The following is a 13,057-nucleotide window of genomic DNA, read 5'->3' on the forward strand; positions in this document are numbered from 1 at the left end:
CCTTCGCCGCCGGCACGGGCCGGCGCGGGGGCGCGGTTGCCGGTCGCGGCGCGGGGCTGGCCCTGGCCTTGTCCCTGGCGCGAACGGCCGCCATTGCCATTGCCATTGCCGCTGCGGCCGCCATTACGGCCGCCGCCGCCGCGCGGGCTGCGGTTGTCTTCGTCGCGCTCCTGGCGGTCGTAGGCCGCCGCGGTCGTGGCCGGCGGCGTCCAGCCTTCCACGGGCTTGCGCTCGATGGTCTTCTTGATCAGGCGCTCGATGTCCTTCAACAGCTTGATTTCGCTGTTGTCGACCAGCGAGACCGCGGCGCCGGTGGCGCCGGCGCGGCCGGTGCGGCCGATGCGGTGCACGTAGTCTTCAGGCACATTGGGCAGTTCGAAGTTCACCACCTGGGGCAGTTGGTCGATGTCCAGGCCGCGGGCGGCGATGTCGGTCGCCACCAGCACCGTCACGGTGCTGTCCTTGAAGCCGGCCAGCGCGCGGGTGCGGGCCGACTGGCTCTTGTTGCCGTGGATGGCGGCGGCGGTCAGGCCGTCCTTGACCAGCTTTTCGGCCAGGCGGTTGGCGCCGTGCTTGGTGCGGGTGAACACCAGCACCTGGTGCCAGCCGCTTTCGCGGATGATGTGGCTGATGAGGTCGCGCTTGTGGTGCTGTTCCACCATGTGCACCGTCTGGGTGACCAGTTCGGTGGCGGTGTTGCGCGGGGTGACCGAGACTTCGCCCGGGTTGTTCAGCACGCCGCGCGCCAGGGTGCGGATCTCGTCGGAGAAGGTGGCCGAGAACAGCAGGTTCTGGCGCTGCTTGGGCAGCAGCGCGAGGACCTTGCGGATATCGCGGATGAAGCCCATGTCCAGCATGCGGTCGGCTTCGTCCAGCACCAGGATCTCGACGCCGGACAGGTCCACGGTCTTCTGGCCGCAGTGGTCCAGCAGGCGGCCGGGGGTGGCGACCAGGATGTCCAGCGGCTTTCTCAGCGCGGAGATCTGGGGGTTGATGTTGACGCCGCCGAACATCACCATGGAGGACAGCGGCGTGTACTTGCCATAGGTCTGCACCGATTCCTCGACCTGCGCGGTCAACTCACGCGTCGGGGTCAGGATCAGGCAGCGCGGGCGGCCGGGCTTGCGCTGCTCGGGCTTTTTCTGCATCAGCAGGTGCAGGATGGGCAGCGTGAAGCCGGCGGTCTTGCCGGTGCCGGTCTGTGCGGCGGCGAGCAGGTCGCCACCCTTGAGGACCTGGGGAATTGCCTGGGCCTGAATGGGAGTGGGCGCGGTGTAGCCGGTTTCGGCAATGGCGCGCAACAGGGAATCAGCCAGCCCGAGGTCGGCAAAAGGGGAAGAGGTAGTCAAAACAACTCCAGCGGCAGCCCGTCGCTCAAGTTGAGAGACTCCAATCCAGGCGGACGAATAAAGGAGAAAAGGGAAGCGCCCTGACGGGCGAAGCTTGGCAGCGAAGGGCCTAGCGGACGTGCGCAGATTGGCAAAACGCACCGAAGGATTGTAGCTGATGTGGCGCTGCAGCACCGCCCGGGAAGGCTGGTTCTGTATCAATAAGCAACACATTGCAGCGCCTTTGCACGAAATAAGTGTTTTCCCTAGGCTGCAATCCCTATAATCCGTCCGCTTTCATCCATTTGAAGAATAAAGGATCGCAATGAAAAAATCGGCAATTGTGGGCGTAGTCGTCGCGCTGGGCGCAGTATGGACCGGCACGGCTTGGTATACGGGCCAGAAGGCCGAGGCTTTCGTCAAGCAATCGATCGAGCAGGCCAACCTTGAACTGAAGAAGGTCGGCGAAAAATGGGGTGTGACCCCTGTGGTTGAGCTGGTCTCCTTCGACCGCGGCGTGTTTTCGTCCACCGAGCGCTACCGCGTCAAGTTCACCGAGCCGGCCGCCGACGGCAAGCCGGCCGTCGACCACGAACTCGTGTTCCTCGAGCACCTGGACCACGGCCCCTTCCCGCTGTCCAACCTGAAGTCGGGCTCGTTTGCGCCCGCCATGGTGGCCAGCCGCTTCCAGCTGGAAGAGACGCCCCTGGTCAAGGAATGGTTCGCCGCCGCCAAGGGCGCGGTGCCCCTGTCCGGCGCCTATAGCGTCAGCTACGCCAAGAACATCAGCGGCAACTTCGACATGGCTCCCGTCGAGTTCGCCAAGGACGCCAACAGCCTGAAGTTCTCGGGCATGAAGGGCGACGTGACCTACGCCACCGGCAGCAAGCACGGCACGGTCGCGCTGAAGGCCGACAGCCTGACGCTGGCGGGCGAGTCCGAAGAAAGCGACATCGTCAGCATGGCCATGACCGGCCTGACCCTGACCAGCGACATGACGCCGGCTTCGAACGACATGTACGTGGGCAGCCAGAAGGTCGCGCTCAAGAACTGGACCATCACGTCCAAGGAAAAGCCGCCGGTCCAGCTCAAGGACACCGCGATCACCGTCGACATGACCGAAGCCAACTCGCTCATGGGCGTGAAGATGGCCATGGATTTCGGCATGATCAACGTGCAGGAAAAGGACATGGCCGGCCTGAAGCTGGTGCTGGACGCGCAGAAGCTGGATTCGAAGGCGTTCAAGGCGCTGAACGACGTCTATGAAGCCGCTTCGCGCCGCATGATGCAGAGCAAGGGCGAAGAGCAGTCGCCCCAGTTCACGGATGAAGAAAAGCAGGTCCTCAAGACCAACGTCGAGCTGCTGCTGGCTGGCAACCCGACGCTGGCAGTGTCGCCGCTGGAAGTGCGTACCGCCAACGGCACGTCGACCTTCAACCTGGACCTGGACATGGCCAAGCCGGCATCGCTGGACGGTGAGTTCGCCGATACGCTGAAGCAGACGATCCGCAAGCTCAATGCCAAGCTGGTGCTGTCCAAGGGCAACCTGAGCGACCTGATGGCCATCGAGCCCCAGGTGCGCGGCGTGCCGGCCGAGCAGGCTCAGCAGACCGCCAAGGGCCAGGCTGAAATGGTTGGCACCATGGCTACCGCCATGGGCATGGCCAAGGTCGAAAACAACAACATCGTGACGTACCTGAACTACGCCGACGGCCAGGTCGATTTCAACGGCAAGAAGATGCCGGTCGAGCAGTTCCTGATGATGGTCATGAGCGGCGCGATGGGCGGCGCCCGCTAAGCCGGCGCACCACTCGACTCGAGCTGTACAAAGGCCGCCGCGCCCAGGGCGCGGCGGCCTTTTTCATTGCGGTCTGGGAACCGTCGCGTTTCAGAGGGGCAAGGCGCCGGCGGCCACTTCGCCGTTGCGCAGCACCGCAACGTGGAAGCGCTTGTCGGCCGCCTTCATGATGTCTTCGGTGGGATCGCCCTGCACCAGCAGCAGATCGGCCACGTTGCCCTCGGCGATGGCGCCGTGCTGGTCCATGCCCATCAGGTCGTGTCCGCGCGAGGTGCCGGCGATGAGCGCGTCCACGGGCGTCATGCCGAACTCGACCATGTAGGCCAATTCCATGGCGTTCTCGCCGTGCAGGTTGAACGGGGTGCCGGCGTCGGTGCCCAGCGCAATGCGCCCGCCCGCCTTGTAATACATCTGGAACGATTCGCGGTGGCGTTGCTCCACCGCGCGCGCCTTCTCGACCGCGTAGGCGGGGATGCCGTTGTCGGCGTTGGCGATGATGTTGCGCACCGCGGCGATGGTGGGCACCAGATAGGTCTGGGCGTCCAGCATCTCGCGCAGGCATTCGTCGTCCATGAAGATGCCGTGCTCGATGGAATCGATGCCGGCGCGCACTGCGTTCAGGATGCCCAGCGTGCCTTGCGCATGACTGGCGGTGCTTTTGCGAAAGCGCTTGGCCTCGTGCACGCCGGCCTTCATTTCGTCGAAGCTGTAGTGCGCGTCCATGGGGCTGACGCCGGGCGTCATGACGCCGCCCGTGGCCATGATCTTCACCAGGTCGCAGCCGGCGTGGACCTGTTCGCGCACGGCCTTGATCACGTCCTCGCAGCCGTCGGCCACGCGGCCGATGCGGTTGCCGTGGCCGCCCGTCATGCAGATGATGCGGCCCGAGGCCCTGATCGTGGGGCCGGGAAACACGCCGCGCGCGATGGCGTCGCGCACGCCGAATTCCAGGTAGTCCTTGCCGCCGCAATCGCGCAGCGCGGTGATGCCGCCGCGCAGGCTGGCCTGTGCGTTCTCCAGCGCCGTCAACGTGATCTGCGCAGGGCCTTGCTTGCTCAGTTGCGCGTTGGGATCGGCGCCGCCGGTGTAGACCAGATGGACGTGACAGTCGGCCAGGCTGGGCATCAGCGTCATGCCGTCCGTGCGCACGGTCGCGCCGGCGTAGCCGGAAAACTCCCCGGCCGGCGCCACGCGCACCACGTGCCGGCCTTCGACCAGCACGCCGTGGTTGGGCAGCAGTTTGCCCTTGCCGTCGAAAACCTGGCCGCCTGTAAACAGGGTCTGTCGTGTCGCCGTCATGTCTCGCTCCGGGTTGCGCCTGGCGTTACTCCGCCACTTCCAGGCCCTCGCGGGACATGGATTGCAGGCGGGGCATGAGGCCAAGCAAGTGTTGGCTGTAGGGATGCTGCGGACGTTCGAAGAGGTCTTCGGTGTTGGCCACTTCCAGCAGTTCGCCATAGCGCATCACGCCCACGCGGTCGCACATCTGGCGGATCACCGGCAGGTCGTGGCTGATGAACAGCATGGTCAGCCCGAGTTCCTCTTGCAGGTCTTTCAGCAGGTTCAGGATCTGCGCCTGGATGGACACGTCCAGCGCCGAGGTCGGTTCGTCGCAGATAAGGAAGCGGGGGCGCGTGGCCAGCGCCCGCGCGATGCAGATGCGCTGGCGTTGGCCGCCCGAGAATTCGTGCGGAAAGCGTTCGGCGGCGCGATCGCCCAGGCCCACCACGTCCAGCAGGTCGGCCACGATGCGGCGCGTCTCTGCTTCGCTGGCCGCCAGCTTGTGGAAGCGGATCGGCTCGGCCACGATGTCCAGCACCCGCATGCGCGGATTGAGCGAGGAGAACGGATCCTGGAAGATCATCTGAATCTGCCGCCGGAACGGGTTCAGCTGCTTCTCGCCCTTGAGCGCGGTCAGGTCCGTGCCGCCGAAATTGACCGAGCCTTCGCTCGGCGTGTAGAGGCCGGAGATCAGCCGCGCTACCGTGGACTTGCCGGAACCGGACTCGCCCACCAGGCCGAAGACCTCGCCTTCGCCGATGGAGAAATTGACGCGTTTGACGGCGTCCAGCGTGCGCTGGTTGCGCTTGAGCAGCGCGCTCTTCAACACGAAGCGCATGCTCAGGTCGTTGACTTGCACCAGCGGACCTCCGGTGCGTGCGCCGAAGTCGCGGCGCTGGCCCAGCCAGTGGGTGGCCAGGTCCAGCGGCTGCGCCGGCTTTTTCACGTCCTCGATGTAGGTCACCAGCGGGAAGCGCCGCAGCTTGATGTCGGGACGCGGCACGGCCGAGATCAGGCTGCGCGTGTAGGGGTGGTCGGGGTCGCCCAGAATCTTGGAGGTGGGACCTTGTTCGACCAGCTTGCCGTGGTAAAGAACCGCCACGCGATCCGTCACGTCCGCGATCACGCCCATGTCGTGCGTGATGATGATCATGCCCACCTGCTCTTCGCGGCACAGCTTCTTGAGCAGTTCCAGGATCTGCGCCTGGATCGACACGTCGAGCGCGGTGGTGGGTTCGTCGGCGATGATGACTTCGGGCTCGCAGCACAGCGCCAGCGCGATCACCACGCGTTGCCGCATGCCGCCCGAGAACTGGTGCGGGTATTGTTTGACGCGGAGTTCCGGCTTGTCGATGCCGACCTGCGTCAGTAGCTGCACGGCGCGTTTCTGGGCCTCGGCCTGGGACAGGTTCAGGTGCACCTGCATGGTTTCGACCAGCTGGCTTTCCACCGTCTGCAGCGGATCCAGCGAGGTCAGCGGATCCTGGAAGATCATGCCGATGCGGCGGCCGCGCACTTTGCGCTGCTGCGCCGGAGTCAGCGTGTCGATGCGTTCGCCGTTCAGCAGCACGGCGCCGCCCGCCAGGCGGCCAGGCGCCTCCAGCAGGCCGATCACGGCATTGCCGATGGTGGACTTGCCGGCGCCGGATTCGCCCACCACGCCCAGGATCTCGCCTTTTTCCAGGGACAGCGAGACGCCGTCCACGGCCACCAGCGTGCCGCGGCGGCTGGGAAATTCGATGCGGATATCTTCGATGTTCAACAGGGCCATGGCGTCCTCAGCGCAGCTTGGGGTTGAGCGCGTCGCGCAGCCAGTCGCCCAGCAGGTTGACCGACAGCACCAGCGCCACCAGCGCGATGCCGGGGAAGATGGAGATCCACCACATGCCCGAGAACAGGTAGCTGTTGCCGATACGTATCAACGTGCCCAGCGACGGCGCCGTGGGCGGTACGCCCACGCCCAGGAACGAGAGCGTGGCTTCGGTGATGATGGCGATGGCCAGGTGGATGGTGGCGATGACCAGTACCGGTCCCATCACGTTGGGCAGGATGTGCCGGCGCAGGATGGTGATGGGTCCGATGCCGATGAGGCGGGCCGCCTGCACGTATTCCTTGTTGCGTTCCACCAGTGTGGAGCCGCGCACGGTGCGGGCGTACTGCACCCAGCCCGAGATGCCGATGGCGAAGATCAGCACATACAGCGCGAGCTGGTCGTGCATGTCGCGCGGCAGCAGGCCGCGCGCCACGCCGTCGATCAGCAGCGCCACCAGAATGGCTGGAAACGACAGCTGCACGTCGGCGATGCGCATGATGAAGCTGTCCACGCGTCCGCCTGCATAGCCGCTGATGAGGCCCAGGCTCACGCCCAGCACCATCGAGAACAGCACGGACGCGAAACCCACCAGCAGCGACACGCGCGAGCCATACAGAACCGCCGACAGGATGTCGCGGCCCTGGTCGTCGGTGCCCAGCAGGAAGTCTGGGCTGCCGCCCTCTTCCCAGGCCGGCGGCGTGTTGGCGTCCATGATGCTCAAGGATGCCAGGTCAAAGGGGTTGTGCGGCGCGACGACGGGCGCGAACAGCGCGCCCAGCAGGATGGCCAGCGTGACGATCGCGGCGATGATGGCGCCGGGCGAACGCTTGAAGCTGTGCCAGAGGTCGCTGTCGGCCGCACGGGCGAAGAAGGGAGCGATGCGAGCAATCATGATGAGTCCTTTACTTGCTCTGCACGCGCAGACGCGGGTCCACGGCGAAGTACAGCAGGTCCACGACCAGGTTGATGAGCACGAACATGAAGGCGATCAGCACCAGATAGGCCGCCATGACGGGGATGTCCACCATGCTGATGGCCTGGATGAACAGCAGGCCCATGCCGGGCCACTGGAACACGGTTTCCGTGATGATGGCGAAGGCGATGATGGAACCCAGTTGCAGCCCGGTGATCGTGATGACGGGCACCATGGTGTTCTTCAACGCATGGCGGAAATTGATCAGCCGTTCCGGCAGGCCGCGGGCGCGCGCGAATTTGATGAAGTCGGCGCGCAGCACTTCCAGCATTTCGGCGCGCACCAGCCGCATGATCAGCGTCATCTGGAACAGCGCCAGCGTGATGGCCGGCATGATCAGCGCCAGCCAGCCTGATTTGGTCAGAAAGCCCGTGGTCCACCATCCCAGGCTGACCACGTCGCCGCGCCCGAAGCTGGGCAGCCATCGCAGCTGCACGCCGAAGAACAGGATGAGCAGAATGCCGATGAGGAAGGTGGGCAGCGAGATGCCGGCCAGCGAGATCGCCATGAAGGCCTTGGACAGCACGCCGTGGCGCTTGAGCGCGGTATAGATGCCCATGGGTATGCCCAGGGCCAGCGCCATCACGGCAGACACGAAGGACAGTTCCAGCGTGGCCGGCATGCGCTCTTCGAGCAGTTCGCTGACGGGGCGGCGGTGCCGGTACGATATGCCGAAGTCGCCGCGCACGGCGTTGGCCACGAAGTGCGCGTACTGCACCACGAAGGGATCGTCCAGGCCCAGCTGTTTGCGCAGTTCCGCGCGTTGTTCAGGGGTGGTGTCCTGGCCCACCATGCTGGCTATCGGATCGCCCACATAGCGGAACATGGAGAACGCGATCAGCGCCACCGTCAACATCACCAGCACCGACTGGATAAGCCGTTGCGCAACAAAGGAAAGCATTATCGGGAGCCCTCGGATTCAGATGACGCCGGGCCGCGTTTCCCTCGGGTAGCGGGAACCGGGGCTGGGCCGGGCGCGCCCGGGCGGCAGGTGCCGCCCGGGGCTCGCGTCGCCGGATTACGGCAGGACGACGTCGCGCAGGTCGAGCACGTCGTCGGCGCGCTGGATGACCTGGATGTTGTCCTTCACGCCCCAGGACATGGGCTGCTGGTGCAGCGGCAGGTAGCCATAGTCGTTGCGCACGATCTCGAAGGCTTCCTTGATCATGGCGTTGCGCTTGGCCTGGTCGGTTTCGACGCCGATCTTGTCGGTGAGCTCGTCGACCTTCTTGTTGCAGTACCCGCCCAGGTTGAACTGGCCCGCCGCCGTCTTGGCATTGCGGCACGAGGCCAGGTTCAGCAGCGTGTTGTGCGCGTCGGTGGAGCTGGGCGTCCAGCCCAGCATGTACATGCTGGTCTGGTTGCCGGCCTGCAGCAGGATCTTGCCGAAGTACTTCGACTTGGTCTGCGCCAGCAGGTTGATCTTGATGCCCACGCGCGCCAGCATGCCGGCCACGGCCTGGCAGACCTTTTCGTCGTTGACGTAGCGGTCGTTCGGGCAGTCCATGGTGACCGTGAAGCCCTTGGGATAGCCGGCTTCGGCCAGCAGCTTCTTGGCGCGCTCGGGATCCGGCTTGTACGGCGCGCCGAAGGAATCGTCATAGCCATTGATGGCGGTGGCGATGAGCGAGCCCAGCGGCTTGGCAGCGCCGCGCATGATCTTCTCGTTGATGGCCTTGGTGTCCACGGCCAGCACCACGGCTTCGCGCACCTTGGGATCCTTGAAGGGATTCTTGCCCTTCACGTCCGAGAACAGCAGTTCGTCGCGGTCCTGGTCCATGCCGATGAAGATGGCGCGCGCTTCCGGCGCGGTCAGCGGCTTGACGCCCTTGGCGTCTTCGAGGCGCTTCCAGTCCTGCACCGGTACAGGCTGCACCAGGTCCATTTCGCCGGAGATCAGCGCGGCCACGCGCGTCGCTTCCTGCGTGATGGGCTGGAAGATGACTTCGTCGACGTTGGTCTTGATGTTCTTGTTCCAGTAGCCGTCGTAGCGCTTGAGCACGGTCTTCACGTCGGGCTGGCGCGAGGCCAGCATGAAGGGGCCGGTGCCGTTGGCATTCAGGTTGGCATAGTTGCCCTGGTTGTCGCCCTTGACGTTGGTGGCTTCGGTGGTCTTGTTCTTTTCCGACCACGACTTGCTCATGATGTACAGGAACACCCATTCGCGCGGCAGGATGGGGTTGGGCGTGGGCGTGGTGACTTCGATGGTGTAGTCGTCAATCTTCTTGATGTCGGAGGCCTTGGCGCCGTAGCCCTTCATGTCGGAGCCCGGGGTCAGGCTGCGCTTCCAGGAGAAGATGACGTCGTCCGCCGTGAACGGCGAACCATCGTGGAATTTCACGCCCTTGCGCAGCTTGAACACCCATTTCGTGGGTTCGGGGTTCTCCCAGCTTTCCGCCAGCAGCGGAGTCAGTTTCAGGTTGCCGTCGTAGCCGGCAAGCGTTTCGTAGATGTTGCCCTGGAAGCCCAGCGTGAACGTTTCGTTCAGGGCCATCGGATCCATGGACGTCGCATCGCCTTGATAGGACCAGTGAAAGGTCTTGGCGGCCGCGCCGGCGCTGAAAGCCAGCGATGCGGCGATGGCAGCGGCGAGCGCAGCTTGCTTCAGGTGGGGAAAAGTACGCATAGCCCTCATGCTCCGTGTGGTGCGCGGATAGCGCGACAGAAGTGACAGGGCCCCGGCCCCATGGGGATCCGGGGCATGGCGTTGCTGCTTACGACGAAAGACGGATTGGGGTCTGGCGGGACGCAGCGCGAGCTGCGCGTGCGCCGGTGATGGCGCTGCCGGGAATCACTGCGTAGGACTTCGACTTCACGATAGACCCAACCCCTTGTGATTATCATGACGGGGACGGACCCGCATCGATGTAGGACGAATCTTATCGACGCATTCGTTTAAGCGTCAATCGGTTTGGATTGGGGTTAGTACTTGCTTGCCGGCGGCGTGGAATGGTGCGTGCGGCAAGGCTGGCGGCTCTGCGCTCAGGCGCCGGGCGGGGGCGCGTCGGCAAGGGTTTTCGCCAATTCGCGCACCACGCGCTTGCGGCGGTCGCTGTCTTCGTAGTGCTCGCCCAGGGCCGACCATTCGGGCCGGCTGCGGGCCTCTTTCAACGCTTCGGGCAGGGGCCCTTTGCGCCAGGCATCGTCGTCCGGATGGTCTAGTCTCAATGGCTCGCGCGCGGCATGGCCGCGGCGCTCCAGCGCTTCGATCAGTTGGCGCTGGCGCAGGGCCAAAAGACGCAGCACCGCGTCGTCGACGCTGATTTCGCGCCAGCCGCGCAGCTTGCCCGCCACGCGCTTGCCCAGCTTTTCCACGCCTTGCCACAGGCCGCCGGCGGCCGCGCCGATCAGCATGCCGGTGCCCAGGCTCAAACCGGCGCTGAACAGGTCTACCGCCGCGCCGGCCATGGCGCCCGCGGCGGCGCCCATGCCCACCTGCACACCCATGTCCTTCAGGGCCTGGGGATGGAACAGGTCCATGCCCCAGCGCTCGCCCTGCAGGGGCAGCGCATCATCGGTGAAGTCCGTCGCGCGGAAGTTGTAGAGCGCCAGCAATGCGTTGACGCAGGTCTGCTCGCGCTGGCGCACCTGGTCGCGCAGCGCGCCCGAGGCGGCCGCGAGCGCCGCGTCGTCGCTGGCGCTGGAGACGTGCAAGGCCGCCACGTCGACCAGCAGGTCGGCCAGCAGTTCGTAGGCGGCGCCACGGCGCGCGCGGCGCTGCTCGGCAAGATTGGCGGACAGCCGGGCCAGCGCGGCGGCGTGGCGGTCCAGCAGCACGCCGAGCTTGGCATAGAGCTGTTGTTCGCCATCCAGCGGCGGCGCGACGGTGTCGAACTCGACGACCGCGTGCAGGCCCAACCGGGCCATGGCGGCGCGCCATTCGTCGGCGCGATGCGCGGGCGCGTTGACGAAGTTCAGCACAGGCAGCAGAGGCCGGCCGCAGGCGGCCAGGATGGCGAGTTCGTCGCGGTGCTTGCCCAGCACCGGATCGCGCGCGTCGATGACGTACAGCGCCGCGTCGCAATCCAGCATCTTGGCCAGCACGCGGGCCTCCTGCTCGTAGCGGCCATGCGCCTCGGGCGTGTCGAGGAAGCGGCGGATGCGCGCCGGCCCGTCCAGGCGTTCTTGCGGGCTGTCGAGTTTTTCCAGGTACTCCAGCAGCGAGATGCTGTCTTCCATGCCCGGCGTGTCGAACCATTCCAGCACGGCCCGCCCTTCCAGCCGCAGGCGCGCGCCTTCGACGTGGCGCGTGGTGCCAGGGCTGTCGGCGACTTCACCGAAGGTGGTGTCGCGCGTCAGCGTGCGCAGCAACGAGGTCTTGCCGGTGTTGGTATGGCCGACCAGCGCAATCTTGATGAGGTCTTCAGCCATGGCCGGACTCCAGCCAGGCGAGCGGGGCCAGCGGCGCTTGCAGCACGGCATCGGCGGGCAGGCCCAGCGCCAGCAGGCGTTCGCGCCATAGCGGGGCGCGGGTGGCGGGAGCCTCGGCGTCCGCGCGCGGCGTGACCAGCCATACACGCGTCTGTTCCGCGTGCGCGGCCAGTTCGGCGATCAGCGACAGCGTTCCGCGGTCCGGCGTCTGGCGCGCATCGCAGGCGATCAGCATGCGCGTGGCGGCCTGGCCGGCGAGCGCATCCAGCACGCGGTTGCGCTCTTCGCGGGTATCCAGATTGCCGGCCTGCTGGACGCCCGCGGGCATATCGGCGGGTGGCCAGGCCAGGTCCGGCGGCAGTTCGAGCCCCAGCAGCACCGGCTGGCCGCCCAGGCCCGCGAGCGGCGGCGCGCCGACGCGCGGTTCGTGCAGGGGATCGACCGGGCGGTCTATGCCCGTGGACTGGGCGGGCGGCTCCAGGCGATCGCGCAAGGCGGAGAATCCGGGCAGCGAGGGATCGATGCGCAGGCGGCGCAAGGCGCGCAGCGATCCCGCCACGCACAGGGCGCCGGCCAACAGACGGGGCAGGATGCCGTAGACCACCAGCACGCCGATCAGCCACAGCGACCACTGCGCCTGCGCCTCGGCGGGCAGGGCCTGGGCGCCGTCGCTGGCGCGGATCATGGATGCGTCCGGCAGCGGAAAGCCCAGCAGGGACGGCAGCCAGCCCAAAGCCTGTGTCAGCCCGACGAATGTGTCGGGCGCCAGCAAGGTGGTGGCCCAGATGAAGCGGTAGCTGGCGGTGGAAAGCACGGCCAGCAGCACCGCCAGCGCTGCGCACAGGGCCGTCAGCCACAGCAGGTGGCTGACACTGCCGAAGAGCCAGCGCAAGGCGCCCGCGCGGGCCAGCAGGTTGAGGAAAGCCTGCGGTACCAGCGCGCTGTCGGGGCCGCGGGCCAGCTTGCGCGTGGCCCAGAGCCAGAGACGCCCCAGTCCCGTGACGGAGGACGCCCGCAGCAGGAAGCTGCCCAGCCACAGCAGGAAGGTGAGCGCATGCAGGCCCAGCAAGGCGCCCAGCGCCCACAGCACGTTGACTGGCCGCGAGCCGTCACCCAGCGCGCCCAGCGCGGCGCCTGCGCCGGAAATGGCGGCCAGCAGGAACAACGCGGCCAACATGGCGAGCGCGCTGCGGCGCCATGTGTCGATCAGGGGGATGAGATTCTCGCGCTGCGCCAGCAACGCGGCGCGAGCCAGGATGCGCGCGGGCAGATCGGCGTCCTGCTGGCGTACGCGGCGCACTGCGGCTGCGTCTTCCAGCGGCCCCCAATGCGCTTCGCGCAGACGTATCAGCTCCGCCAGCCAGTGCGCGCGCACGGGGCCGGCGCCGAGGGGTTCAGCCGGGGGGATGGAATCGCGAGAGGTCGTAGACGGCATCGCGTCGGGCGGCGGTACGGTCAGGCCCTGGGGGCGGTGGACCATTGTAGACCGGGCG

Annotated in this window: 9 protein-coding genes; 1 reads left to right on the top strand and 8 read right to left on the bottom strand. The window is 66.3% G+C overall.

Features of this window, described 5'->3' with window-relative positions:
* Positions 1–1,349 (bottom strand): DEAD/DEAH box helicase (locus HV766_RS00005; protein ID WP_175180340.1); only part of this gene is annotated, 1,349 nt, incomplete at its 3' end.
* A gap of 304 nt (positions 1,350–1,653) precedes the next feature.
* Between HV766_RS00005 and HV766_RS00010 the strand changes: the two genes are divergently transcribed.
* Positions 1,654–3,126, top strand: coding sequence for a YdgA family protein (locus HV766_RS00010; RefSeq protein WP_125471003.1), 1,473 nt, complete (start codon positions 1,654–1,656; stop codon positions 3,124–3,126).
* Between the two features lie 90 nt (positions 3,127–3,216).
* Here the strand turns inward: HV766_RS00010 and HV766_RS00015 are convergent, their stop codons facing one another.
* The 7 genes from HV766_RS00015 to HV766_RS00045 form a co-directional block, all read right to left on the bottom strand.
* Positions 3,217–4,425: a metal-dependent hydrolase family protein gene (locus tag HV766_RS00015; protein WP_175180341.1), complete on the bottom strand. Its 1,209-nt coding sequence runs from the start codon at positions 4,423–4,425 to the stop codon at positions 3,217–3,219.
* Between the two features lie 25 nt (positions 4,426–4,450).
* A complete protein-coding gene (locus tag HV766_RS00020; protein WP_054455558.1) occupies positions 4,451–6,178 on the bottom strand; it encodes an ABC transporter ATP-binding protein in 1,728 nt (575 codons plus the stop codon).
* 7 nt (positions 6,179–6,185) lie between these two features.
* Positions 6,186–7,112, bottom strand: coding sequence for an ABC transporter permease (locus HV766_RS00025; RefSeq protein WP_054455556.1), 927 nt, complete (start codon positions 7,110–7,112; stop codon positions 6,186–6,188).
* 10 nt (positions 7,113–7,122) lie between these two features.
* Positions 7,123–8,094 carry an ABC transporter permease gene (locus tag HV766_RS00030; protein WP_054455554.1) on the bottom strand — a complete coding sequence of 324 codons (972 nt, stop codon included), beginning with the start codon at positions 8,092–8,094 and terminating at the stop codon, positions 7,123–7,125.
* Positions 8,095–8,211: 117 nt separating this feature from the next.
* On the bottom strand, positions 8,212–9,819 hold the full coding sequence (locus tag HV766_RS00035; protein ID WP_054455552.1) for an ABC transporter substrate-binding protein: 1,608 nt from the start codon (positions 9,817–9,819) through the stop codon (positions 8,212–8,214).
* Positions 9,820–10,175: 356 nt separating this feature from the next.
* The gene (locus HV766_RS00040) at positions 10,176–11,564 is read right to left on the bottom strand and encodes a GTPase/DUF3482 domain-containing protein (protein ID WP_175180342.1); all 1,389 of its coding nucleotides are present in this window, start codon (positions 11,562–11,564) and stop codon (positions 10,176–10,178) included.
* A complete protein-coding gene (locus HV766_RS00045; RefSeq protein WP_225591310.1) occupies positions 11,557–12,999 on the bottom strand; it encodes a DUF2868 domain-containing protein in 1,443 nt (480 codons plus the stop codon). Before HV766_RS00045 ends, HV766_RS00040 begins: the two co-directional genes overlap by 8 nt.
* Positions 13,000–13,057: the final 58 nt, after the last annotated feature.

Origin of the sequence: Achromobacter aegrifaciens (assembly GCF_902859735.1) — a bacterium.
Classification (GTDB): Bacteria; Pseudomonadota; Gammaproteobacteria; order Burkholderiales; family Burkholderiaceae_B; genus Achromobacter; species Achromobacter aegrifaciens.